The sequence below is a fragment of the Microcystis sp. LE19-84.1B genome (genome assembly GCF_027531875.1).
GTDB classification, from domain to species: Bacteria; Cyanobacteriota; Cyanobacteriia; order Cyanobacteriales; family Microcystaceae; genus Microcystis; species Microcystis panniformis.
Genome location: NZ_JAPZSR010000284.1, coordinates 1 through 25,903, shown reverse-complemented (window position 1 = coordinate 25,903; position 25,903 = coordinate 1). Strand labels below are relative to the sequence as shown.

At 43.5% G+C, this 25,903-nt stretch carries 27 protein-coding genes and 1 pseudogene; 6 read left to right on the top strand and 22 right to left on the bottom strand.

Annotation, left to right across the window (positions count from 1 at the left end; all coding sequences use genetic code 11):
- Positions 1–221: pseudogene (locus O9324_RS16295) on the top strand (IS1 family transposase); the annotation flags it as partial.
- A 15-nt stretch (positions 222–236) separates the two neighbouring features.
- On the opposite strand, the gene O9324_RS16290 reads toward O9324_RS16295, so the two are convergent.
- From O9324_RS16290 to pyk, 8 genes are all read right to left on the bottom strand, one after another.
- Entirely contained in the window at positions 237–416 is a 180-nt protein-coding gene (locus O9324_RS16290) for a hypothetical protein (protein WP_287629602.1), read from the bottom strand.
- Positions 417–2,028: 1,612 nt separating this feature from the next.
- Positions 2,029–2,880 (bottom strand): glutamate racemase, encoded by an 852-nt coding sequence (murI, locus tag O9324_RS16285; protein ID WP_002788398.1) that lies wholly within the window; start codon positions 2,878–2,880, stop codon positions 2,029–2,031.
- Between the two features lie 100 nt (positions 2,881–2,980).
- Positions 2,981–4,879, bottom strand: a complete 1,899-nt coding sequence (locus tag O9324_RS16280) for an N-acetylmuramoyl-L-alanine amidase (RefSeq protein WP_288140722.1) — start codon at positions 4,877–4,879, stop codon at positions 2,981–2,983.
- Between the two features lie 226 nt (positions 4,880–5,105).
- Positions 5,106–6,494, bottom strand: coding sequence for a cation:proton antiporter (locus tag O9324_RS16275; RefSeq protein ID WP_288140721.1), 1,389 nt, complete (start codon positions 6,492–6,494; stop codon positions 5,106–5,108).
- A 239-nt stretch (positions 6,495–6,733) separates the two neighbouring features.
- The gene (gene modB, locus O9324_RS16270; RefSeq protein ID WP_288140720.1) at positions 6,734–8,572 is read right to left on the bottom strand and encodes a molybdate ABC transporter permease subunit; all 1,839 of its coding nucleotides are present in this window, start codon (positions 8,570–8,572) and stop codon (positions 6,734–6,736) included.
- A complete protein-coding gene (locus O9324_RS16265) occupies positions 8,539–8,766 on the bottom strand; it encodes a hypothetical protein (RefSeq protein WP_288140719.1) in 228 nt (75 codons plus the stop codon). Before O9324_RS16265 ends, modB begins: the two co-directional genes overlap by 34 nt.
- Positions 8,767–8,784: 18 nt before the next feature.
- Positions 8,785–9,582: a molybdate ABC transporter substrate-binding protein gene (gene modA / locus O9324_RS16260; RefSeq protein ID WP_288140718.1), complete on the bottom strand. Its 798-nt coding sequence runs from the start codon at positions 9,580–9,582 to the stop codon at positions 8,785–8,787.
- Between the two features lie 214 nt (positions 9,583–9,796).
- Positions 9,797–11,218, bottom strand: a complete 1,422-nt coding sequence (gene pyk, locus O9324_RS16255) for a pyruvate kinase (RefSeq protein ID WP_287730068.1) — start codon at positions 11,216–11,218, stop codon at positions 9,797–9,799.
- A gap of 210 nt (positions 11,219–11,428) precedes the next feature.
- Here pyk and bchM point away from each other — a divergent pair, with 210 nt between their 5' ends.
- From bchM to O9324_RS16230, 5 genes are all read left to right on the top strand, one after another.
- Complete coding sequence (bchM, locus tag O9324_RS16250; protein ID WP_002758172.1) at positions 11,429–12,121, top strand: magnesium protoporphyrin IX methyltransferase; 693 nt, start codon at positions 11,429–11,431, stop codon at positions 12,119–12,121.
- A 3-nt stretch (positions 12,122–12,124) separates the two neighbouring features.
- A complete protein-coding gene (gene panB, locus O9324_RS16245; protein WP_287730066.1) occupies positions 12,125–12,892 on the top strand; it encodes a 3-methyl-2-oxobutanoate hydroxymethyltransferase in 768 nt (255 codons plus the stop codon).
- Entirely contained in the window at positions 12,885–13,367 is a 483-nt protein-coding gene (gene msrA, locus O9324_RS16240; protein ID WP_288140717.1) for a peptide-methionine (S)-S-oxide reductase MsrA, read from the top strand. The genes panB and msrA overlap by 8 nt, the downstream gene beginning before the upstream one ends.
- Before the next feature lie 63 nt (positions 13,368–13,430).
- Positions 13,431–13,739, top strand: coding sequence for a carbon dioxide-concentrating mechanism protein CcmK (locus tag O9324_RS16235; RefSeq protein WP_002732196.1), 309 nt, complete (start codon positions 13,431–13,433; stop codon positions 13,737–13,739).
- Positions 13,740–13,843: 104 nt separating this feature from the next.
- Positions 13,844–14,191: a carbon dioxide-concentrating mechanism protein CcmK gene (locus O9324_RS16230; protein WP_008200430.1), complete on the top strand. Its 348-nt coding sequence runs from the start codon at positions 13,844–13,846 to the stop codon at positions 14,189–14,191.
- 67 nt (positions 14,192–14,258) lie between these two features.
- Here O9324_RS16230 and O9324_RS16225 read toward each other — a convergent pair whose 3' ends face one another.
- From O9324_RS16225 to O9324_RS16160, 14 genes are all read right to left on the bottom strand, one after another.
- On the bottom strand, positions 14,259–14,585 hold the full coding sequence (locus O9324_RS16225) for a hypothetical protein (RefSeq protein WP_147072146.1): 327 nt from the start codon (positions 14,583–14,585) through the stop codon (positions 14,259–14,261).
- 78 nt (positions 14,586–14,663) lie between these two features.
- Positions 14,664–16,181, bottom strand: coding sequence for a uroporphyrinogen-III C-methyltransferase (cobA, locus tag O9324_RS16220; RefSeq protein ID WP_288140716.1), 1,518 nt, complete (start codon positions 16,179–16,181; stop codon positions 14,664–14,666).
- A 53-nt stretch (positions 16,182–16,234) separates the two neighbouring features.
- Positions 16,235–17,152 (bottom strand): phosphatidate cytidylyltransferase, encoded by a 918-nt coding sequence (locus O9324_RS16215; RefSeq protein ID WP_044034278.1) that lies wholly within the window; start codon positions 17,150–17,152, stop codon positions 16,235–16,237.
- A 42-nt stretch (positions 17,153–17,194) separates the two neighbouring features.
- Entirely contained in the window at positions 17,195–17,785 is a 591-nt protein-coding gene (gene cbiT, locus O9324_RS16210; protein ID WP_002788377.1) for a precorrin-6Y C5,15-methyltransferase subunit CbiT, read from the bottom strand.
- Positions 17,786–18,029: 244 nt separating this feature from the next.
- Complete coding sequence (locus tag O9324_RS16205) at positions 18,030–18,356, bottom strand: hypothetical protein (protein ID WP_288140715.1); 327 nt, start codon at positions 18,354–18,356, stop codon at positions 18,030–18,032.
- Between the two features lie 4 nt (positions 18,357–18,360).
- Positions 18,361–19,779, bottom strand: coding sequence for a hypothetical protein (locus O9324_RS16200; RefSeq protein WP_288140714.1), 1,419 nt, complete (start codon positions 19,777–19,779; stop codon positions 18,361–18,363).
- 33 nt (positions 19,780–19,812) lie between these two features.
- Positions 19,813–20,748 (bottom strand): glycosyltransferase family 2 protein, encoded by a 936-nt coding sequence (locus O9324_RS16195; RefSeq protein WP_288140713.1) that lies wholly within the window; start codon positions 20,746–20,748, stop codon positions 19,813–19,815.
- Complete coding sequence (locus tag O9324_RS16190; RefSeq protein WP_288140712.1) at positions 20,745–21,125, bottom strand: GtrA family protein; 381 nt, start codon at positions 21,123–21,125, stop codon at positions 20,745–20,747. Before O9324_RS16190 ends, O9324_RS16195 begins: the two co-directional genes overlap by 4 nt.
- A 66-nt stretch (positions 21,126–21,191) precedes the next feature.
- Complete coding sequence (locus O9324_RS16185) at positions 21,192–22,115, bottom strand: transketolase family protein (RefSeq protein WP_288140711.1); 924 nt, start codon at positions 22,113–22,115, stop codon at positions 21,192–21,194.
- Positions 22,112–22,915, bottom strand: coding sequence for a transketolase (locus tag O9324_RS16180; RefSeq protein WP_288140710.1), 804 nt, complete (start codon positions 22,913–22,915; stop codon positions 22,112–22,114). Before O9324_RS16180 ends, O9324_RS16185 begins: the two co-directional genes overlap by 4 nt.
- A 10-nt stretch (positions 22,916–22,925) precedes the next feature.
- Entirely contained in the window at positions 22,926–23,876 is a 951-nt protein-coding gene (locus O9324_RS16175) for an FkbM family methyltransferase (protein WP_288140709.1), read from the bottom strand.
- Positions 23,873–24,922: an NAD-dependent epimerase/dehydratase family protein gene (locus O9324_RS16170; RefSeq protein WP_288140708.1), complete on the bottom strand. Its 1,050-nt coding sequence runs from the start codon at positions 24,920–24,922 to the stop codon at positions 23,873–23,875. Before O9324_RS16170 ends, O9324_RS16175 begins: the two co-directional genes overlap by 4 nt.
- 11 nt (positions 24,923–24,933) lie before the next feature.
- Positions 24,934–25,170, bottom strand: a complete 237-nt coding sequence (locus tag O9324_RS16165; protein ID WP_288140707.1) for a hypothetical protein — start codon at positions 25,168–25,170, stop codon at positions 24,934–24,936.
- A 350-nt stretch (positions 25,171–25,520) separates the two neighbouring features.
- Positions 25,521–25,903: Uma2 family endonuclease (locus O9324_RS16160; protein WP_288140706.1), on the bottom strand; the 383-nt coding region annotated here is incomplete at its 5' end.

Sequence of the window (25,903 nt, the reverse complement as noted above, 5' to 3'; positions counted from 1 at the left end):
GTTGCTTACACAGACTTTTGGGAGTCATATAAGACAGTAATTCCCAGTAAACGTCATCGACCAGTTGGGAAAGAAACTGGTCAAACTAATCCTATTGAAAGATTAAATAATACCTTTCGACAAAGGATTTCTCGGCTGGTGAGAGAGAGTCTATCTTTCTCTAAAAAAATGGAGAACCACGTTGGGGAACCCTTTGGTATTTTATCCATGACTACAATGCACAGCAAAGCAAAGGATTAAGCCGCCATCACTACTACCGAATCACCACCAGTCTCGAAATTAACCCCCAATCTGCCGAAAATCAACTGGCTCTCGCTGTTACTCTCTACCGTCAAGGCAATACGGGGAAAGCGATCGAACTCGCTAAAAGCGCGCTTAAAATCGACCCTGAATTTTCTCAGGTTGAAACCCGGCAAAAAAATCTCTGGGGTGATAAAATCATCGCCGATGCTCGGAAACTACTCTCCCAACTGTAGGATAATTCCCTGAGACTTTTTGATACCAGAGCCGTTTTTAATAGTACGATTAACTGCCAATCTAACTTTAAAAACCCACTTCCCACTTCCCACTTCCCAGTATTTTATTACCTTTTAAACAGGATTTCGGATGATTACGACGACAATCTTCTTCGCAAAATCTTGATTATTCTCCTTTCGATCGAGCTAAAAAAATTTTTTCCCAGTCCTTGACAACTTATGTTAAGTTGATAGTGGCAGTTGCAAGAAATTAACCCCCAGTTCTCACCTAGGAATTGTTAAGATGAGGAATTTTTTTTCGTCGGTTTCTGGTGCGAAGAATGGAGTTGAAGACGATTACCTGTCCAACTCGATCTCTGTCCCTTGGTAGAGTGACTGACGGATAAGCTCGATCTGTTGGCAGATTTAGCTTGTTTTCTCGTCGCTAGTCATTCAATGATCAATGGGGAAAGATCGAGCCTACCTAGGGTTTGCTGAAAAGGTTTTTCCTGGTGGCAGGGTGTGGGGTGTGGGGTTTTACCCATTTTCAGGTGGTCAATTACCTAATTTTCAGGGAAAAAGTCCCGGAATTTTCCCCCCAATCACTGCAAGGGTCGGCACTTTTTGAGGTCAAAAAAGTCTAACAGCCTTATCCAACAAGGTTTTTAGATTTATTCAGCAAACCGTACCTAATTTTAACTATCTTCTCTCCTCCCTAATCAAACAATGCCTACCATGACCTTAGTGTTACCAATGGTGTATTTACTGGTGATCTACCTCTTACTAGCGATCGCCAAAAAAGCTAAAATCAACTCCTAATCAGTGATCAGTTGATCAGATTTGAGTTTTAAGTGAGCAGTATTACAGCGTTTCTCAAATACATGAGGTTCGTTCTTGCCGCTGAAATAGTTGATTAGCAAGTATTAGTGTCTGTGCTTCACCTTGACGAGAAAGGCTGTAAATAGCAGTTTCCTACTGTCTTTTCACTGATTACTGCTCACTGATTACTGTTCACTGAAAAAGGCTGACGGCTATAAAACGGGGACAGGCAATTGACGCTCCCGTCGCGCTCATGGGAGGGATTCTTGATTCACCGAGTCCACTTAGACTAAGTACCTTGCGATTCTCAACCCAGAGGTGGTTCTCTCCTCAAGCGTTAACTTTGGGTGCGCCCCACCCTAGTTGTATTTCTACAAAATTTGCTTTAATTGAAGTGTTAGCTTCAAATACTGCTTTGTCTAGTTCCTGCAAAGATTTTACCTACCTACAGGTAGAAACTAGAACATTAGGTAGAACCCCATATCTTTGATTGTCAAGGTGCAGATAGCATAGTGATTAGACTACATGGGTTTTTCAAGCGGTTGTTTACCCTAGCCGCTATACTTATATGGTAGCTATTTTTCGTGAGTCCTTCAAGACCTTTAAAGGAAAAAAGACTGCCAAGGCTAACGACCCCAAAAGAAGAGCAAGCGCACTTCGGAATACGCAACTAGAATGCCATTAACAATGTCAGAAGTCATTCGAGATTTCGCTCTTGAGACTAGACACTTATTTTTAGCTGTGGTTCGCTGTTCTATACTGGCCTTTGTTTCATCCCATCGGTAAAACCGAGGGTCTTCACCCGACATTGCAAATAAACCTTTTCTACCCCGGGAGAAAAACCGAGCCATTGACGAGATAAACGAGCAAAAGTGTCAGGATCACCGCTAACTGCGAAGTTGGTAGGTAGGGGTGTTTCGGGATTTTTTAGACCTAATAATTCTAGTTCTTTTTCCGCCGCTCGGACAACGGCAGCGGCGGGATCTACCAATCGCACGGAACTAGGTAAAAGACGACGCAAAACCGGGGAAAGATGGCGATAATGGGTACAACCATAGACCAGAGTATCAATATTTTCTGCCAGTAAAGGCTGAAGATATTCCCTAGCCACTTGTGTGGTGTAGGGGTCAAAAATGCGGTTAGCCTCGATCAAAGGGACAAACTCAGGACAGGGAATTTGCCAAACTTGGGCAGTAGGATCGATTTCTTGAATGGCTTGTTTATAGGCATTACTTTTAGCCGTAGCTGGGGTAGAAATCACCCCAATGCGCTTTCCTTGTTTAACGGCAGTTTTGGCACCGGGTAATATTACCCCCAAAATTGGTAAATCTTTAAATTCGGCCTGTACTTCTTCTAAAGCCAAGGCGGAACTGGTATTACAAGCCATAATCACCATTTTCACCCGGCGCTCGCTCATCCAAGTGAGAATTTCCCGGACAAATTCGATAATTTCCCCTTTAGAACGAGTTCCGTAGGGAAGTCTAGCGGTATCAGCGAAATAGAGAATTGATTCTTGGGGCAGTTGTCGATACAACTCCCTTAAAACTGTCAGTCCACCCACACCACTATCAAACACACCAATCGGACTAAGTTGTGATTCTCTCATAGATAATATCGAGGAAAACGCTGATCTAAAGTAGCTTTATTTGATGATATTAAAACACGGATTTTTTGATTGGTAAACTAATGCTCCAATCATTTAATCATTAACGGAGATTTCGTTGAATATATTCAATAATCCCCCCAGCGATCGCCGCCGCCATTTGTCGTTGAAAGTTGGCATTGGCTAATTTAGCAGCATCCTCAGCGCCAGTGACGAAACCCACTTCCACGAGGGTAGAGGGCATTTTCGAGGTTCTCAGCACATAGAAACGGGCCCGACGCACCCCCCGATCGCGCATATCGACACTGCGGACAATATTGCGATGGATGGTGTCCGACAAACGGCGATCACCGAAGTAATAAACTTCCAATCCGTTGACATCTGGTCGTCCTTTACCCATAGAGTTAGCGTGGATACTGACAAATAGATCGGCATCGATCCGGTTAGCCAGATCCGTGCGACCTTGCAGGGTGACAAAAAAATCACTATCTCTAGTTAGACGCACATCGATGCCCTGTTGTTGCAGAATGCGGGTAACTTCTAGGGAAATGGGCAGAATCACGTTTTTTTCCTGAAGGCCACCAATTCCGATCGCCCCTGGATCCTTACCACCATGGCCCGGATCGATCACCACTAGAAAGCGGCTATTGCGTTGTTGGGGGGGATTAGGAGTGGGGTTAGAGGGGCGCGGTGGTGGGTTAAATTGCCCCGTATTGGGGGGTAAAGGAACAGGGATAGTAGTGGAGTCAGGAACCTGAGAAAGGGGGCTAGAATTGCGGGAGGAAAGCAATTCTAGGGCTAGGGTTTGACTGTCCGATTGAGTTAATTGTCCCAGTTGAAAACCCACGGCCGTCTGTACCAAAATCAGCACCTTATTGGCGCTTTCCTGACGTACCCGCAATTGATAGATAGGACTATAGCGACCGAAGCGCGGACCGCGAAAAGACTCGGCTAACTTAGCATTTTCGATGCGTAGTTCATAGACACCATCCCGGTTAACACTGCCGTTAGCTTTCAGGGGTAAATCCGCACGAATTAAGAGGCGATCATTATTGCCCGTCAGATCGATCGAGGAGATCGTGGCCAAACGATTGCTAGAAGGGGGATTATTGGCAGTTTTCGCAGGGGGATTATTGGGACGGGGAGTGGGATTAGTGGCGCTAGTGGGGGGGGGAGAGGAGATATTATCCACGGCACCCAGACCACCCCTAGGCAGTAAAACCAAGCCCCCAAAACGACTATAGAGAGCTTGCCAATCAGGACTATCTCTATTAACACTTAGGGAAATCTTAGCTCGTTGATTGGCGGTCTGACTGAATTGAATATCGCCGACCCCATAGCGATTGACGGGGATAGTTTGACCAGTGAGACTGCTGGGTAAAGTGGCACCGGGTAATTCAAATTCGATTTTTTTGCCGTCCCGGCTGCGTTGACTGCGGATCGATCGCTCATCACCATTCTGCTCTAAACGGACAAAAAGACCATTGCGAGTGACCTGAAAATCATCGTTGTTGTCCGTCTGGCTAACTGGGGGTGGGGGAGTGGGACGGGTGGAACCGCGATCGGGGGGAGGTGTGGGGTCAGGGGTAACGGGTGGTTGCGTTTCCTCCCTAATCGGTTGGGGTTCTGGCAATTCCACTGTCCATTGGGTGGGCGAAATTCCGCGAATTTTTACCTGTTGAGGATCGACGGTGTAGCCAGGGGCCAATTCAATCACTAAACGGGTAGTTTCCGCATCAAATTGACCTATACGGACACTTCTGACGATATTGCTAATAGGCCGGTTAATATTGGGTTGCCCTAACTTGATCCCGGGCAGATCGATCACGATCCTGGTGGGGTTAGTGATCATTTGCGCTCGCGGTTGCACTCGATTGTCGGTGGTGAACACCAGACGATTCTCATTGGTGTCGAATCGCCAAAAGACGAGCTTGCCAGCCCAAGCAGGGGCCGCCACCAGCAACCAAGTTAATGCGCTTAGGAATAACCAATGAAATCTCACGCTCGATGCTCCCGTTGCTCAGTTATCAATTACCTTTTTTCGGTAAAAATGGACTATTCTGTCGATTTTTGGCCATCCATAGCTCCGTTAATGCTCTGAGAATGACTATCAATAAAAACAAGCTTATGGGACGTTGGCATGGTCTGCTATGTTTCTGATCAGTTATCAGTTATCAGTTATCAGTTATCAATGAAAAGACAGTGCTGTTAGTGCCACTTAATACTGCTCACTGCTCACTGCTCACTGATTGAGGGCTGCCGGTGGGTTCTTTAAATACTAACCTTAACAGGGGCGGAGCGATAAAGGTAGTCAAGATCACCATCATAATAATCGCCGCATCGGTAGCGGGGGATAAAGCACCACTAGCAGCCCCGACTCCGGCAAAGACTAAACCCACTTCACCCCGGGGAATCATGCCAACTCCGATCGCCAAGCGATTGAGTTTTTCCTTGCTGAAAACGGCCAACCCCGTCACCACTTTACCAAAAATAGCGACGACAATTAGGAAAGCAGCCAAGACTAATCCTTCTCGATTGCTGGGAATAGCGGGATTAAGGACACTTAAATCGGTTTTTGCCCCCACACAGACGAAAAATATCGGTACAAATAAATCGGCGATCGGGAACACTTGTTCTGCCAATTCCGATCGCTTTTCCGTTTCCCCTAGGACTAGGCCGGCAGCAAAGGAACCGAGAATCGCTTCTAATTGGATAACTTGGGCAATATAGGCAAGAATAAAGGCGAAAATCAGGGAAACTAAGAGCAATTGTCCCCTAGTTTTCATGCTATTAACTAATTGAACGTAAAAGGGGCTTAAAAAACGACCGATCAGGATCGCCCCGATCACAAAAGCGCTAGAACTAATAACTAGATAAATTACTTTGCTAATCTGCACTTCTCCAGTCTTCACCAAAGAAGCAACGACAGCGAGAACGATAATACCGAGAATATCATCGAGAACCGCAGCCCCGATGATAATTTGACCTTCTTTCGCCGATAACTGCCCTATTTCGGCTAAAACCTTGGCGGTAATGCCGATACTGGTAGCGGTTAAAGCTGCCCCGGCAAAAATAGCGGGAATGGTGGCCAGATGAAAGATATAGATTAAACCCAAAGTACCCACCAAAAAGGGAACCGCAACCCCCACCACTGCGACGGCAGCTGCCTGTGGACCGACGCGAATTAATTCCTGTAAGTCTGACTCTAAACCAATCTCGAAGAGCAGGATAATTACCCCCAATTCCGAGAGGACGGAAATCACCTCACTGGCAGCACTAAAAACGGCGGGAGATTGCTGCGGGGTGAGGGGTGAAGTGGATTCTAGGAAATGAATTAGGAGAGAATCCTCGAATCCCGCTCCTCCTTCTGGAAAAACCAGTAATTTTAGGGCAGAAACCCCGATAATCACGCCACCGACTAATTCTCCTAACACAGGGGGCAAGTTGAATCGGACGCATATTTCTCCCCCCAGTTTACAGGCGAAATAAATAACGGTCAAACTCAGCAGCACGCAGGCTAAAACTAAGGCACTATCAGCAGTTTCGGCTGTAGCTGCCGAGGCTAACAGGGAAATGTTAAAACTCCAAGCGGAAGAAAGGAAAGGCTGTAGTATCATCGCTCGCTCAAAATTACTCTCAATACTCTAACAAGCTTGCGGCTTATTCAGTTATTCCCGATCAAAGTTCGCCCCTTGTCCCCCAGCCAGGTAGGGCTGGAGGAGATTCAGCTAATCTAAGGATAGGCGGTTAAAATGCGTCTTAGTTTATTAGCATCAAAATCTCTGTTTGGCAATCTAACTACCCACCGGTGCGTGAGTCTGGGTGGGTACTCATGGCGGTTCGTTGAGTTAGCGCATTACTTTAATAATAATAAACGCTGGGGAGATAAAGTAACAGTCCAAGGCAAAGCTTGCTCCTTAATTTCTAACCATTTATCCTTATATAACTCTGCTTGGATATGAAAATCGCTGTCGTGGTTGGAGGGTTGATTAAGTTTCAGATAGAGAGTCACCCGATGGGGGCCTTCAATGGCATTAGCTAACCAGCAGGGAAAAGTATTAATATTGCCTAAATCTCGACCAAAAATAATTTGATGAGCGCAAATTCCCGTATAGGCTAAATAGTCGGGAATCATGGAAACAGTGTGTAATTTAACATCCCAATCAATGGCCTTCAATTGTTGATTATTAATGATTACAGCACGGGAAAAATTCTTACATCCCGTAATTTTTGCCAAACTAACGCTATCTGGTCGCTCAAAAATTTTCTGTTTAGAATTATTAGCAATTGCCCGCCCTTTTTCCATAACTAATAAATTCTCGCATATTCGATAGGCTTCATCCATATTATGGGTAACAAAAATTGTCACGCCATCGTAATTACTTAAAGTTTTGATCATCTGACGTTCTAATTGAGCGCGTAGATGGGTATCAAGGGCAGAAAAAGGCTCATCTAATAATAAAGCTTCCGGACGACTAGCTAAAGCGCGAGCGATGGCGACCCGTTGCTGTTGTCCCCCCGATAATTGATGGGGATAACGGTTTTCCATGCCAAGTAACTGCACTAATTCTAATTGGTTGGCAATCTGCTGACGGATAATTTTTGTGGGTAACTTTTGCGGGAGACCAAAAGCGATATTTTCTGCCACGGTGAGATGGGGAAAAAGGGCATAATTCTGCACCACAAAACCGATACGACGCTGACGACTGGGGAGATTAATTCCCTTTTCGGAATCGAAGAGAATGCGCCCATTTAAGACAATACGACCCCTTGAGGGCGTTTCCACCCCAGCCAGCGATCGCAAAATCAGGCTTTTTCCCGACCCCGAAGCCCCTAATAGTCCTAGGGGCTGATTTTGGCAGTTAAAAGTTACCGAGAGATTAAAACCGGGTAAATATTTCTCTATATCGACAAATAAGCCTATTTTATCCCTATAATGCTGATTTTCAGCTGCTAAAAGGGCAAAATCGCGACCCTCCCAGGGGGGCAGCCAGTCCTCCATCTCGTTAGGTTTGCTTTCTCCCGGTCGTCCTAATTGCTGTTTGCGTTGACTTTGCCAGAGATTAACGGCGATAATCCCCGATAGGGAGATTAATATGATAATAAACACCCATATCCAAGCCTCGGTCATCGCTCCTGCTTCCACAGCGAAGAAAATCGCCATCGGGATAGTTTGAGTTTGCCCCGGAATATTACCCGCTAACATCAAAGTCGCCCCAAATTCTCCCAAAGCGCGGGCAAAAGCTAGGGTTAATCCTGCTAATACTCCGGGGAAGGAGAGGGGCAAAAGTAGGCGCCAGAATATTTTTCTCTCCGTCGCACCCAAGGTGCGGGCAACCTGTAAAAGATTGGCATCTACCTGTTCAAAAGCCCCTAGGGTGGTTTTGTACATCAGGGGAAAAGCCACCACCGTCGCGGTGATAACGGCGGCATACCAAGTAAAAACGATGCGAAAGTTAAATAGGTCTAATAACTGTCCTAATGGTCTGTTTTTGCCGAATAGGAGCAGTAAAATGAAGCCTAGCACCGTCGGGGGCAAGATTAAGGGTGCGACGAAAACTCCCTCGATTAGGGATTTCCACCGTCCGCGATAGCCTAACATCCAATAAGCGGCGGCAATACCGAGAAAAAAGATGATTATCAGGGCAATGGTGGCGGTTTTCAGGGATATCCATAGGGGCGAAAAGTCTGGCATTTTTCAGGGGTCAGGGGTTGGGTTTTGGGGTTTTGGGGTTTTGGGGTTTTGGGGTTTTGGAGTGTTGGGGTGTTGGAGTGTTGGGGTGTTGGGGTTTTAGTTGAAATTCCCCACTTCCCCACTACCCCACTTCCCCACTTCTCCACTTCCCCACTTCCCCACTTCTCCACTTCTCCACTTCCCCACTTCCCCACTTCTCCACTTCCCCTAAATTATCTGGCTATTCCGAAGCCGAATTTTTCAAAAATGTTTTTAGCGGCCGCGCTGGTGAGATATTGGGTGAAAGTCTTGGCAGCTTGCGGGTTTTTGCTGTCTTTAATCACAGCTATGGGGTAAATAATCGGAGAATGGAGATTATTGGCAGCCGTAGCCACTACTTTTACCCGGTCGGAAATTTTGGCATCGGTGATGTAAACAATGCCAGCATCGGCGTTACCGGTTTCTACGGCGGCGAGAACATTACGGACGGAGTTGGCAAAGACCAGTTTTGGTCTTATTTGCTCTAAAATGCCGAGATTTTTCAGAACTTCTTCGCTGTACTGACCGACGGGAACGCTGCGCGGTTCACCCACGGCAATTCTTTGGACATTACTGTTGGTCAGGGAACGAAAATCGCTAATTTTTAGGGTGTAATTCTTGGTAACGATTAAAACTAGGCGATTAGTGAGCAGGTTTCTTCTGGTACTTCTATCGATCAAACCAGCTTTTGCTAAAGCGTCCATTTGCTTAGTCGCGGCCGAGACGAAAACATCGGCCGGCGCACCTTGTGTAATTTGCTGTTGCAAAGCCCCCGACGCACCAAAGTTATAGTTAACTTTAATGTTGGCATGGGCTTTTTCAAACCCCGGCTTGATTTCTTCTAGGGCATCTTTGAGACTAGCGGCGGCAGAAACTAGAATTGTCTGGGTTTGTGCGGTGGTGATAGTAGATGAAAAAAGGTTTATTCCTAGAGATAATAAGCAACTAAGGGCAATTGAGCCGATAAAAGCCAGAAAATATCGTCTTTTCATCAAGATTGATAGCAAGCGATCGATATTTATACATCTATCACAACCAATCCACCGCCCGAAATCTGTATCTAGGGTTTGCGGCAAAAAGTTTTTCTTGGGGAAGTGGGGAAGTGGGGAATGGGGAGGTGGGGAGATGGGGGAGTGGGGAAGTGGGGGTGTGGGGAGAAAAAAGCTGAATACTATCTCCTGAATACTGACCCCTGAATCCTAGAACTTACGAAATCGTGTGAATTTTGAGGAAATTAGTGCCTTTAGTTTTCTGCATGGGAATTCCCGCCATAATCAGGATTTTATCGCCCGATTGCGCTAGATTTTTCTGAAGTAGAATTGATTCCGTTTGCTTTAACACATCCTCAAAGACAGACACCTGATGATCGAGAAGAATCGGGATCACACCCCAGACTAGGTTGAGACGGTGATAGACTCGTTTATTGGGAGTCATGGCAATGACGGGAACCGAGGGACGTTCCTTAGAAGCCAGTAGCGAAGTGTAGCCGGAGGTGGTAAAAGTGACAATATAACGGAGATCAAGGGTTTGATCGATCGCCACTAAAGCCTCACTGAGAGCGTGAGTTTCATCGGACTCATTGGGGGGAACATTATCAAACTTCACATCCGCTTCCACATCATGGGCGATTTTGGCCAACATAGCCACAGCTTTGACGGGAAAATCTCCCACTGCTGATTCCCCCGATAACATCACCGCATCGGTTCCATCGATAATCGCATTAGCCACATCACTAGCCTCGGCCCGAGTCGGTCGGGGATTGTGAATCATGCTTTCTAACATCTGGGTGGCAGTGATGACGGGAATAGTTTTCATGTTGCAGAGTTTGATAATGCGTTTTTGCAACATGGGGACTTTTTCGGGACTTAATTCTACCCCCAAATCGCCCCGGGCCACCATAATTCCGTCACATTCCTCGACAATTGACTCCAAATTTTCGATCGCTTGCGGTTTTTCAATTTTAGCTATCACTGGCACATCCGCATGATTTCTCTCGGCTAAAAATGCTTTAATCGCCTTGATATCTTCTCCTTTACGAACAAAACTGAGGGAAACCCAATCAACCCCCTGAGAAAGACCAAATTCTAGGTCTTGTTTGTCTTTTTCGGTCATGGAAGGTAAGCGCAAATTGAGACGGGGTAGATTGACTCCCTTGCGACTTTTGAGAATTCCTCCCTCCAACACTTGACATTTTAGGTCTTTTCCGTTAATTTCAACGATTTTTAGCTCTAATAAGCCATCATCAAGGAGAATTTGCTCACCTAACTTGGCTTCCTCGGCCAGATAGGGATAATCGATCGAAACGGTGTTCGCTTCTCCCCGATACTCATCCATGGGTACAAGGGTGAGATAATCGCCGTCGTTGATGGTAATGGAACCATTGGGGAGATTACCAACGCGAATTTTCGGCCCTTGTAAATCTTGCAGGAGAGTGATAGGATTGTCTAATTCTTGAGAAATTTGCCGTAAAAGGGTAACAACTCTCGCATGATCTTCGTAGCTACCGTGGGAAAAGTTTAGCCGCGCTACATTCATCCCCGCACCGATCATCTGCTTGAGGACTTCTGGCGAATTACTCGCAGGGCCGATCGTGGCTACGATCTTAGTTCTATGGGTAATAATTGACATGGAACCCTTACTAATCAATCTTGGGACGATTACATGATATTCACTTTAGGTTAACTAAAAGTGAAGCGGAAAACAAATTAAGCTTTTCCACAGACTTGCAATCGCTCCGAGTCCTCTCCTTAGCCGTCAGGAGTCAGCCATCAGCGGCAACCGTTGAGAGCTTTAAGGTAGGATAAACTAATAACCATCTCCGCTCGTTTAGATTTCGTTATGACCAACACATTAGACGATAAAGCCATAGTCAAGGACTATTTTAACGCCACAGGATTCGATCGCTGGCGCCGGATTTATGGGGATGGCGAAGTTAACAAAGTACAAAAAGATATTCGCATCGGTCATCAACAGACGATCGATACCGTTATCGGTTGGTTAGAAAGTGATGACAATTTGCCTAATCTCTCAATCTGTGATGCCGGTTGTGGAGTCGGTAGTCTTAGTATTCCCCTCGCTCAAGCGGGCGCAACTATTTTCGCCAGTGATATTTCTGAGAAAATGGTGACAGAAGCCAAGGAAAGAGCAGCCAAAGAGTTAGCAGATACCAGTAAACTCACCTTTGCCGTTCAAGATTTAGAAGCATTAACCGGCCAATATCACACAGTCATCTGTCTTGATGTTCTTATTCACTATCCCACAGAAGAAGCATTAGGAATGATTAAACACCTGGGATCCCTAGCTCAATCCCGTTTAATCCTCAGTTTTGCCCCTAAAACCTGTTTATTAACCATTCTCAAGAAAATTGGTCAATTTTTCCCCGGTCCGAGTAAAACCACTCGCGCCTATCAACACAAGGAAAAAACTATTGTCGCCGCTCTCAACGAAAATGGCTTTAAAATTGAACGGACGAGTATGACTAGCACTCGTTTCTATTTTTCCCGTATCCTCGAAGCTGTCCGCAGTGAATAAAGAATGGCAGTCACCACCAGCAAATTAATCGAGTGGAAACAGCAAAAACGAGCGATTGTCACCCTCACAGCTTGGGATTATCCGATCGCTCGACTGCTCGATCAAGCAGGAATTGATATTATCTTGGTAGGTGATTCCTTAGCTATGACCGCTTTGGGCTATCCTACCACTTTACCGATCACCCTAGAGGCGATGATTCACCACGCGGCGGCCGTGTCTCGCGGGGTAAAACAAGCTTTAGTTGTCTGTGATTTGCCTTTTCTCAGCTATCAGGAAAGTGTCAGTCAGGCAATTCACTCCGCCGGAAGGATGTTAAAGGAAGCGGGAGTGCAAGGGGTAAAATTAGAGGGAGGTTATCCCGCTATGATCGAGACTATTAGCCGTTTAACCGAGATAGGCATCCCTGTTATGGGTCATATCGGATTAACTCCCCAGTCAGTCCATCGGTTAGGATACCGTCAGCAGGGAAAAACTCCATCGGATGCACAAAGACTAATCGAGGAAGCTTTAGCCTTGGAGAAAGCGGGAGTATTTGCCCTGGTTTTGGAACATATTCCCGCCAATTTAGCCGCTACTATTACCGATAAATTGACTATCCCGACGATTGGTATCGGTGCGGGGGAAGATTGTGATGGTCAGGTGTTGGTAACGGCGGATATCCTAGGATTAACCGAAAAAGCTCCCCCTTTTGCCAAAGTTTATGCTAATTTAAGCGAAACAATTACAAAAGCAGTGGTGGAATTTGCCAAGGATGTGAGGAGAAATGAATAGCGGCGAAAAAGCTACCTTTGGGGCCGGCTGTTTTTGGAAAACCGAGGACGCATTTCGGCGTTTACCTGGTGTTTTAGCGACTTCTGTGGGTTATATGGGGGGAAATTTCCCCAATCCTAGTTATCTCGATGTGTTATCGCGAATTACCGGTCATGCGGAAGTGGCACAAATTGCCTATAATCCCCACGAAATAAGCTACGAGGCGTTATTAGCCGTTTTTTGGTCAATCCATGATCCGACTCAGTTAAATCGCCAAGGACCGGACCGGGGAGAACAATATCGATCGATTATTTTTTATCACACCCCGGAACAAAAGTTAATCGCCACTGCTGGCAAGCGTCAACTACAACTATCGGGAAAGTTTCAGCAGGATATCGTTACTTTGATCGAACCCGCAGGAGATTATTATCTGGCCGATCAGTCCCATCAACAGTATTTGGAGAAAAAACAGGCTCGATCGGTCGAGGATTTCTAGAAGAAAATATAAAGACAGGTTCGGGGTATAATGTGAAATTGCTTTCGCAGGAGATCAGGAACAATGCCCGAGGCGGTCGGAGTCATTCAAACGTTGGGTTTTCCCCCCGTTTTAGCGGCGGCGGATGCCATGGTTAAAGGGGGACGAGTCACCCTAGTTTATTTTGATCTAGCGGAAAGGGGCGAATTTTTGGTGGCGATTCGCGGTCCGATTTCCGAGGTTAAACCAGCAGTAGAGGCAGGATTAGCGGCGGCGATGACCGCTTTTGGTGGTAATGTGGTCAGTCATTACATCGTACCGAATCCTCCAGAAAATGTACTGGCAGTTTTACCAGTGCAGCATACGCCTAAGTCAGACCGTTTTCGCAGTTAATTTCCCTAGCGATTTACCCCAAACTAGACTATAGTTAAAGACTGGAAAATAGATTGGATTCTATCAATTAAACTTATCTGATTTTTGTTATTAGGAGTTAATTTATGACAGCCCAACCCGCGGTGGGATCGATCGAGACCAAAGGTTTCCCCGGTATTCTAGCGGCCGCCGATGCGATGGTAAAAGCAGGACGGATCACGATTGTTGGTTATTTAAGGGCAGGAAGCGCCCGTTTTACCCTCAATATTCGTGGGGATGTACAGGAGGTAAAAACCGCTATGGCTGCCGGCATTGAAGCCGTCAATAAAACCGAGGGGGCAGCTTTAGAAACCTGGGTAATTATTCCCCGTCCTCATGATAACGTGGTGGCTATTTTACCGATCGATTATAGCGAGGCAGTGGAACCTTTTCGTGCCGCCGCCGACGGTGCGATCGCTCCGATTCGTCGTTAATATTCAAGGTCAATTTTTTGTGATCGGTTGGAACTTGTCTAGTTCCAACTTAGTTTTTGATGATGATTTAAGTTTTAGTCAGAAAACCGAATTTGATAATTGCTGCAACAGTTGCACCGATAACAGTGACTATCAAAGCCCATATTTGAGCCGTTGCCCTTTCTTTCAAGTCTTTGACATCTTCTTTGATTTGGGAAACTTCGGTCTCTATTTTCGGCAATACTTCTAGTTTTGTTTCGATTCCCTTCAGGTTTCTGACATCTTCTTTGAGTTGGGAAACTTCGGTCTCTATTTTCGGCAATACTTCTAGTTTTGTTTCGATTCGCTCTAACCGATTGTCAAGTTTAGCGAGAATATCTTTTAAGTCAGTTTCAATGATAATAGGGTTACTCATGGGGAGATTCCTAGATTTTTATGGCTTTGTTTATCGTCAGGTTTGGGAATCGCCGTCTGTTTTACGGCGGCGAGGATGTCAGGTCTTACTCGACTCGATTAGAGCGCTAGTCAACCCTTCTAGGGTGTATTCTCGCGCCTCGATATCAACACGACCAAATAACTCTTGACAGGTTTTTGAAGTTTGCGGACCGATAGAAGCCAGACAAACTTTTTCTAATAGGGAATTAACCGATAATTCTCCCGTTTCTTGCAGCAATAACTGATAAAAATTCTGGACGGTTTTGGAACTGGCAAAGGTGACTATATCGACCTTCCCATCTCGAAACGCTTCCCAGATGCCCCTATCCATGCGTGCCGGACATCCGGAATAATATGCGGCCACTTCCGTCACCTGACCAGCTTTGGCCGTTAATTCCTTAACCAAGACTTCTCTCCCTCCCGTTTCCACGCGAGGAAAGAGGAATTTTTGCCCCCTAATCGGGTCGGGAAACTCGTTTACCAAAGCATCAGCGACAAAATCCCCCGGGATAAAATCCGCTTTTAATCCCCGTGAGTGCAAAACTTGGCTGGTTTTTTTGCCCACCACGGCGATTTTTATGGTTGCTAAAGCCCTAGCATCTTTTCCCCAAAATGTCAAGCGATCAAAGAAAAAATTAACAGCATTGGCAGAAGTTAAAATCAGCCAATCAAACTCTTGTAACTGAGCGATGGCATCGTCTAAACCTTGCCAACGGTCGGGGGGACGAATCTCTAAAGCGGGCATTTCCAGAACTTCTGCGCCTTGATTTTGCAAAATTTCGCTAAATTGACTCGTTTGCTCGGCGGCACGGGTAATAACAATAGTTTTACCTCCTAGGGGTGGGGGAGAGGACATAATCGCCAGATCCACAACTTGACCAATGACCATAATAGAGGGTGAGAGGGACACCCCGGCGGTTTGAGCGAGAATATTTGCTAAAGTGCCGCGCCAAATTTGTTGATCCTTGCGTCCCGCCTGGCGGATAATAGCGATCGAGTCGTGAATATTCCGCCCATTTTGGCATAATTTCTCAATAATTTGCCCTAAAGATTGACCAGCCATCAATAGCACCAGCGTATCAATTTTAGCTAAAGCTGACCAATCGAGAGACTCGGGATCGTGAGCGCTCAAGACCGCAAAACAGCGACTAATATCCTTTTCGGTCAGGGGAATTCCGGCCAATAAAGGAGCGGCCAAAGCGGAGGAAATTCCAGTTATCAGTTCAAAATCACAGCCAGCCCGCTTTAGGGCCAACATTTCAGGATATACTCGCCCAAAAACCCCCGGATCACCACTTTTAAGCCGAATAACTCGTTTTCCCTCTTGACAATAATTAACCAATATCCGATTAATCTGATTTTGCTCGGCGCCGGGTTGTCCTCCCCGTTTGCCCACATCGACTAAAACACAGGTTTTCGGCACGAGGGAGAAGATTTGACTATCCACTAGGGCATCATACAGCAAAACCTCGGCCGTGGCTAAAATGGCTCGCGCTTGCAGGGTGAGAAAACTGCTCTGACCGATTCCCGCACCGAGAAGATAAACTTTACCCCGGGGATAGACGACTCCTGACATAATCGCAAATTTGGGTTTAATCTTTAATTTAGCACTGGAGAAGATACAAATTACTAGCGCAACAAGGGCAGCAGTAAAGTGACGAAATAATATACTAGGGGAGCGGTGAAGACATAACTATCAGTGCGATCGAGTATACCACCGTGACCGGGGATTAACTGCCCGGAATCCTTGACCCCGGCATCGCGTTTCATCATCGATTCGGTCAAATCGCCCAATAAACTGACAATACCAATTAATAAGCCCAAAATTAGGCCCGTCAGCTGCCAATAGGGCCAATCTAAATACCAAGCACCCAAATCGGCCACCGCTATACTGCCTAAAATGCCAAAAAAGGAACCTTCCACGGTTTTTTTGGGACTAATCAGCGATAAACTGGTTTTCCCTAACCATTTTCCCATGATATAAGCTCCGATATCGGCGGCCCAAATGCAACCGAAAGCTAGAAAAGTCACCGTCAAAGCGGCCGGGAATAATTTCGGTTCCATCCACGATTCTGGCCAATATCCCATCAAGGGTAAGTTACTGGCCATAGCCACGGGACCACTTTCAGGAGAAAAACCGACCCGTAAACGAATCCAATAACTAGGTAAGTAACCACCATAAAACAGACCGAGAATTGAGGTGGAAATGTCGGCAATTGTCGCCATTTTTGGCTGAAAGAGCAGATAAAAACAAATTAACGCCCCAGCGAGGGGAAACATGGCATCGGTGAGGGGGGCCGCCATAGTTGCCGTCAGTAGTAATAATTGTGAAACTACGAGAGTGGTTTTAGCGGCCGGTTCAATGCCTTTAGCGCGAACTAAGCGAAAATACTCTAATTGTCCCAAAAAGACGATAACACCGATGCCGAGGGTGAAATACCAACCCCCAACGATAATAATTCCCAGTGCGAAGGCAATAGCAAAAATAGCGCTGACAATGCGTGGCCAAGGCATGGTTAATCCAGAGAAGTTAGGCGGCATTGTCATAATTATATAGATTAAGAAAACTTTATGGAAGGTTATCCCCAATTAAAGTTTATCGCCACTCAGGATGAACATGGGATCAACGGCGGCAAAAACTTGCTGAATACCCCTAGTTTCTAGGCGATTTACTGCCGCTTGGACAATCTCGATATTACGCGCCTGTAAATTAGAAAAGCCTTCGGAAAATTGATAGAGGGTTTCTAAATTATTGGCCGTAGCCACGATGCGGCCGTTGGGTTTCAGGTATTGCCACACTTCTTGCAGGACCGATTTAATCGGTTTGCCGCCCTCGATACAGACGCGATCGGGTGCTAGGGATATATTGGGCAGACAATCGGGCGCGCTGCCTTCAAAAACTGTAACATTTTTTACCCCGAAGCGATCGCAATTACGGCGGATTAAACTGGCCACTTCTTCATCCCTTTCAATGGCAATAATCGGACTATTAGGGCATAATAAGCCAATTTCAACGGGAATAGTGCCAGTTCCTGCCCCGATATCCCAGAAAACCCCCCCATCACCTAACCTCAAAGCAGAAATCATCAATAATCTCACCTCGCGTTTACTCAAGGGAATCCCGGGCAAACGTTCAAACAATTCATCGGGAATACCGGGGGTTTTATATAACCAAGTCATGGGGAATCAATTATTGAGAAGCTTCACTACCAAGCATTATTATATAAATTTGTCAAATTTTCTTTATTAAGTAAACAGGGACTTTTCTAGGGATAAAACCGTGATTATAGATACAGCCTTTCTCATAAAGATGAAGTATAAATTAATTTGGGATTGACCACCGACTCCCCAAAACTAAAACTTCGTAGCTCACGATTAAGATAGCTGGTTTCTGCCAGATTTCTAATCCCTGGAAAACAATACTCTATTTTCTCACATAAATCCGAATGCCCTCAACTTCATCCACCATACGATAATTATTTTCAATCACAGTGGCGATTTCGGGATAGGCATCGTGACGACAATTCGTCTCCTTGCGGCGACAATGCTTCTTATCGACATAGGACTTATCCCCAGCTGTGGCATCTACAAAAACCTTGGATTTTGACTTTAATAGATCGTCTGCGAAGCTTTTTAGATGATAAGCCTGCTGGGGACCTTTAAAAACCATCCATTTAATCGCACCGTCTCTAACTCCCGGATACAGTCCAGTCTCGACATATAGATCATTTCTCTTGCCCCAGACCGCCATTGAATCAGTTGGTGAAGCGTATTGCAAGATTGTCCGCACGACGGGAGTTTGATAGTCCTGAAGATATTTGTTGGTGTCGAGAGAGATAGGGGTTTTTGCTTCTGATAAAAGTATAGCTCTGTGGGAGGATGACCGCGATCATCAATAGCAATATCAAAAACTGTATCTGTTTATGAAAAGCATTATTCTCCGACAATTTAAAAATTTCTCCGATTATCACACCGATCAAAAAACCACAGGGGAAAACAAGAAAAAGAAGATAATGTGGGAAAGGATTACCAGGGCGAACAACGACATAAAGAGAAACTACTAGGATAAACAGGCTGTAGAAGAAGAAGATAAAAGTATTTGTGAAAAATAGCTTTCGCCGTACAATACTTTCCCTGAAAAACAAAATCGTTGCGGCAATGAGAAAAATCGAGGTAATTTGAAATAGTGCACTTGAGTTTAAGCGTTTACTACTTGCCATTGATATAAATTGGCTGAACTTTTCCCCGAAGGTTAGGTTCTTTACATCGGCATAAATTAATAAATTCTGGAGGATATACCTTCTCCAGAAATCCTCAGAGGTTGAAAAAAGAATTAAAAAAAAGAGATTGATAGCAGAAAACAGCAATAAGCCTAAGGCAAGCGTAGCTAAACTTTTAAGAAATTGTCGGAGACTTTCTTTTTTTGTCCAAAGTATGTGAGCGAAAATTAAAGTGATTGCCAGCGCGACGGGAAGACCTTGCATTTTTGCGTAGGGCATCATTCCGATAACTGCACCAAAGATAAAAACCATGCGATCACTAAACTCGCGGGTGTAAACGTAGCAGGTCATCCAAAGAGCAGCACTTAAAATAGCGATCGGGAAATGTTCGCCGCTATAATGAACGAAGTTACTATGGACTGCCAAGGAGAAAAATAAAACAACCGGGATAGTCGCAATACGGGCGACTCGATTATCGTATAAATATTTAAGCGAGTAATAGAAAAAAATAACGGACAGAATCACTAAAAATAAGCCGATAACTCGAGCGCTGGCGTAATCGATCCGAATATTCAATAGCTTAGGAATAGTCAGGGGTATAATATTCAGCGGACCCGATGAACCAGTATCAACTGATCGCCAGAAAGCTGCATCTTTAAACAGTTTCATCGCAGCGGCAATGAAGACATCTTCATCCGAATTAATAGAGGGAGCGAGTAAAACTGGCCAACGACCGGCGAGAATCGCTAACCCCGTCCACGCCAAAAAAACAGGTTCCGAGAAAACCCGCAAGACAAATCTACTAACCTTCGACTCGTTGAATATTGTAGGAGAAAGCGCTAGAACGACAAATATGAATAATACAATAATCAGACTTATCCTATATAGATTAGCTAATCCAGATAGGTTTTCTATTGCATTTAATAAAGATAAGCGTAAGTCAAAGTTTTCCATGATCACTTGGGGCATTAGTTCGACAGTTATAGATTAGTAAAAGTTGATTCTTTCTCGTTCGACCACTAAAGGCCTTTTTAAAATTCTCATGTGCATTAAGCCAATATATTCGCCAATAATGCCGATAAAAAATAGTTGCACAGAAGCGAGTAAAAATAGTCCGACAGTAACGGGTGCAGTTCCTAAAGGAAACGATTGCCAAAAAATGAGTTTAGCGATTAAATAACCAATAGCTACTAGCAAACTCAGCAGAGACATAGCAAAACCTAAAAATGTAGCAATCCTCAAAGGAACACTAGAATGGCTGGTAATGCCTAACATCGCAGCATCATAAAGCCTATAAAAATTTCGATAACTACTCTTTCCTTTTTTACGCTGCCGTTGTTTGTACTCAATCTCAGCACTGTCAAAGCCGATCTCTGAAATAATACCTCTTAGATATGGATAAGGATCGTCAATTTTTTTCAAAACTTCCATGACCTTTTTATCATAGAGTCCAAAACCTGTAAAATGAGCAGTAGGCTTAATATCCGACAACTGAGTGACAAGAAAGTAATAAAAACTCCGGATAGTATAAAGTAGAAAATTTTCTTCACTTGAAGTTTTTATTCCTTTGACTATGTGATAGCCCTCTTCCCATTTTTTGATAAAATCAACAATCAAGTTTGGTGGATCTTGTAAATCAGCAAAAATTAAGACAACAGCATCAGCATCTGGTTGAATTATTCCATAGTAAATTGACCGAATTGCCCCAAAGTTTCGAGCATTAACGATAATTTTGACATTGGAATCTTTGATGGCAATACCTTTAAGAATGTCCACCGTTTTATCCTGAGAAGCATTATCAATAAATAGATGTTCATAATCATATTTTTCTAAGTCCGCAAAAATCTGTTTGACTTGAAGATAAATTTCTTCGATATTTCCCTCCTCATTATAGCAAGGAGTCACTACACTAATTTTTTTCATCGTCTATTTCCTTTAAAAACAAAGGTTTTATTTAAAAAATAAGAAATAATTGCTAGAGGCAATACTAAGATAGCTTGTGCCACTAACATATTAATTCCTAGCATCTTGACAATTCGTAAGGATTCAGCGTTTAATAAATAAATCACTAAATAAACACCAATAAAGCGAGCTAGTAGTCGATTATTTTGGTCTTTAAAAACGATCCCCCCGATAGTTTTAAAGTTGAATAATACTCCGCAAATAGTAGCAATAAGTAAGGAATAGCGATAATCTAATCCTAGACAAATCATCAAGGCAAAGACGGAATAACCAAATAAGGTATTAATTACCCCCACTAACAAAAATCTAACAAATTTACTTTTTTGGAACAGATACATTTTTCAAGTTTATTTTGACAATTAGTGATTACATTGGTCTTTACCTTCTCCTCACCCCTAAAATGGCTAATACACTCTTTGTAGCATGGCCAGAGCCGATTGCACAATGCCATCCAAATCAAGTCCTTGTTGGGAACGTAAAACCGTTTGACTACCAGCGGTTTTAACCGCTTCTCTTTTTAACCTTAAAGGCTTAAATTCAACAGTTTCGCCCGACTGTGCCAGAACTTCTGCAACTGCACTTCCTAAACCGCCAATTCCATGTTCTTCTAGGGTGATTATCTTCTTAGTCTTTTGGGCAGATTGTAAGATAGATTGTTCATCTAGAGGATAGAGAGTCGGCATACTCAAAACTTCAACAGAATAACCCTGCATCGTCAGTTTTTCAGCCGCTTTAACGGTTAAATCTAGCATACCCCCTATACTGATTAAGGTCAAATCTGTTCCCGACTGTAACTCGATTGCCTTACCAATTTCAAACTGAGGTTCCTTGGGGTGAACTTGAGGCTCACCGGCTTTCCCTAATCTTAGGTAACACGGACCAGATAGGTTGGCAAGGGCTTGAGTCGCTAACTTAGCTTCTAGAGGATCCCCCGGAGCGATAACCGTCATATTGGGTAAGACTCTCATCACCGCTAAATCTTCCATGCCATGATGAGTATAACCCAGAGAACCGTAGGTCAGTCCACCACCAACAGCAACAATATTAACATTGAGATTGTGATAACAGACATCATTGCGAATCTGTTCAAAACATCGCATGATCGGAAAATTGACAATAGAATAGACAAAGACGATTTTGCCACACATTGCTAGACCCGCAGCTATGCCGATCATGTTTTGTTCGGCAATACCCACATTCACAAATCGTTGAGGAAATTGGCCGGCAAATCCTTCGAGAACAGAATAGCCTAAGTCTCCACAAAGAAGCCAAATCCGCTCATCTTTCTTAGCTATTTCACAAAGCGTATTGATAAAAGCTGTTCTCATGATTTCCCCTCAATTTCTGCTATGGCTTGTTCTAGTTGTTCTTGATTCGGTGATTTGTAATGCCAAGCCAGTTGATTTTCCATAAAACTGACTCCTTTTCCCTTAACAGTATGGGCGATAATACAGCTAGGTTTGCCCTTTTCAAAAGGAACACTATTGAAAGCGTCTTCAATCTGCTGGAAATTATGACCGTCAATTTCTCGCACTGACCAACGAAATGCCTGGAATTTAGCTGTTAATGGTTCAAGGTCAAGCACTTCTTGGACTGTGCCAAAACTCTGAATTTTGTTATAGTCCACAATAACAACTAGGTTATCGAGTTGATGCTGAGGCGCGAATAGGATTGATTCCCAGTTTGATCCTTCGTCCATTTCGCCATCACTAACTAGAACAAATACTCGGTAGGGTTTATCTTCACGTTTACCAGCTAAAGCTATACCACAACCGATAGGTAAACCATGACCTAAAGACCCGGTAGAGGCTTCTATTCCGGGTAGATAATGACTGATATGACCGGTTAACTTAGAACCATCTTGACAATAGGTTTCTAGCCATTCTAGGGGAAAAAATCCCCGTTCAGCCAGTACTGCGTAGAGAATAGCCGCACTATGACCTTTACTGAGAATAAATCGATCGCGATCTAGCCAATTTGGGTTAGTCGGATCAACTCGGAGAATTTTGCCATATAGCACAGCTAATAAATCAGCCATGCTTAAACAACTGCCAATGTGAGAGGCATTGGCTCGATGAACCATTTGTAAGGAAATTAGACGGATTTGTTTGGCTAATTTTTCGAGCATTGGCGTTCAATCATGAGGTAGTTTTTGTTGATATAAAGTTTTGAATTTGTTGGCTATGTTTTTCTCGATGAAGAAAGAAAAAGTTAGTTTCTAGAGTCGTATCGTCCATGAGGGAAAATCGGGATAAATTATGCTCACAAACGGTAAAGCAATCATAACCGATCTCAGCCATTAAGTCAATGATCTGATTAGGGTGGTAATTAAATTTGGCTGACCATTTTCTGAGCATCTCTGTAAAAATTATTGGTTTGTCTCGCTTAATTGTCTCCAGACCTCCTTGATAAACTAAAAGTTCTGCTCCTTCCACATCACATTTAATAAAATCTATCTTGACAGGATTTTCATCGATAAATTCATCTAACCTTTTCACTTCGCAAGTTATTTCTTTAATGGTTTCACTCTCAGTAATATTCACTAAAGACGCACTCACAGAAGCTTCTGGTTGAACGTAAAATTTTAACGTTTCGTTTTGATTAGAAAATCCAAAATTGTAGAGAGTTATGTTTTTAATTTCTAAGTTTAAGTCTAGATTTTTTTGAAAGTAATCAAAAGTTGACTTCACTGGTTCAAATGACCATATTTTAGCTTTATTAAATTCCTTGGCAATACTTAGGGAATACCAGCCAATATTAGCTCCAATATCAAAGATATTACAGTAGTCTCCCAATGTTGAAATTAACTCAAAAATTAAATGACTTTCTGCTGGTTCATAGAAATTAAAATTGAGTATTTCAAAGGGGGCCGCTCGTTTATCTGGCTGATCAAACCAAATTTGGATTCCTTGTTCCCTAGAAGTAAATACAACTCCATCGTCTTGAATCCTAATACTAGCAATGTCAGTATCCTTGAGAAGTTCAGAATAGTCAAACAGAAGCTGGTGATATTGATACATTTCATCAATATATTCCTGTTTATTTATCTGTCCTGAATGGTAGTGTTGTTTCCTGTCCAATAACTTCATAAAAAACTCCCAATTGTACGTTTAAACCCTTCTTCAATGGTGGTCTGAGGTTGCCAGCCTAAGGCCAATAACTTGGAAATATCCGGACAATTCCGGGAGACTTGACTCGGAATATAATCGGGATTATCGTGGATTGGTTGGCGAAGGACTTTTAATCCTTTTTCAGGAAATAAATCCACAAGTTTCACTGCCAATTCTAATATACTTATCTCCCCTTGGGTATTTCCTAAATTATAGGCTTGTCCATTCTCCCCCTTAAGAAGAATGGTTAAAAACCCTTGAACGGCATCGGCTAAATAACAAAAGGCTCGACGAGCGCTTCCGTCACTCTTCATGATTATATCACGATTGTTGACAATATCAGCTACAAAATCTGCATAGACTCGACCATCATCCAAGCCTAACCCCGGCCCATAAGTATGAAAAGGACGGACAATTTTAGTAGGAATGTTGTATTGATGAAACCAAGAAACACACATATTTTCGCCCATACGCTTGCTTTCAGCATAACAGGAACGAACTAAAGTCGGATCCAGATAACCATAATTATCTTCCCTAATTTGCTCACAAGAGGGATCAACTTTTCCATACACCTCACTACTACTGAAATAGAGAAAGCTTTCCACTTGATGGAGTTTAGCAAGTTCAAGAAGATTATAAGTTCCTACAGTATTCGCTAATAATGTTCCCGATGGATCTTTCCCGTAATACTTCGGACTGGCTTGACTGGCAGCATGAATGATAAAATCTATTTTCAAGTCTAAAGAAATCGGACTAGAAACATCCTGCTCAATTAACTCTAAATCGGTTCTATTCTGGTAAAACTCCAATCGTTTTAAGGCTTTCTCCTTATTTCTGACTAAGCCAATCACTTTGATAGAAGAATGTCTTTTTTGTTCATTCAAATAGAGCAAGGTTTCCACGATGTAAGCTGGTAAAAATCCATTGGCTCCCGAAATAAAAACTGTTTTCCCTGCCAAAGTTTGCCAAGGTAAATCAGCTGCAATAATTTGCCTCAAATCTTGTTCAACAATTTTATGTCTCATAATTTTCTAACTCAGAAAAATATTGGTTTGTGATCCCGAATAATATCTAGTATCCCATCGAGGATAGATTTCCTTGCCGATGCTTTTAAGTCTAGCTGATCATTAGCCCAGATAAAACTTTCTAATAACCAACAGCCAAAAAAGCCTGTACCTCCGGTAATAAATATCCGCTGGCCCCGCAGTTCTTCCCACAGGTCTTTAGTGTGGGTTAGAATGTGATTTAAGTCATTTGTTAGGTTAGTTTGCATCTTTAGCCAATCCATTTCATAGAAAAAGACAAATCCACACAAACATCAAAAGCAATAGATTTTTACATTCGCTCTATCCAATGGGATAAGAAAAGGGTAACTCAAAAAAGAGATAACAAACAAGTCCATTATATTGTGTAATTGACGAGATTGACTAAAATTTCTGGTCATAACAAACATCCAAAAAAATAAAAATGTTCCAAAAAGTGCGAACAATGCAAATTTACCTCCGCTCCGACACAATTACCTGATAGTCCCTGTTACCTACTTTAACATCTCCTCCGTTAATCCTAGAAATACCCCAATCCAGAAGATACATTCTATGATTTTATCAGCATTTGACAAGTATGCTACAAGGTTTCTGGTTCAACGCCTAATTCTCTTAATTTTTTAGCTAATTTTTGCCGTAACATTCGCTCCTGTTCGAGTTGATATTCAGTTTGTGCGACTCGTTCACTCCCCCATAATAACAGATTGCCCGACAGATTCCACCAACGTAACCAATAGGCTGTCACTTCAGCTTTTTTTCCTTGCCAGACTCCCAAAAATAAGTTAATCTCTGCTATCCAATAACGATTGTTTTCATTAGGTGTTTGTTGTTCATACCTTCCTTGATTTAATCGATAAATTTCTAATTCTCCTGTTTTTGGCTGAAAAATTCCATAGACAGGTACTTGTAAGATTTGCTCATAAAAATACCATTTTCCATAGGGATAGTGAGGGTTGATGGAAT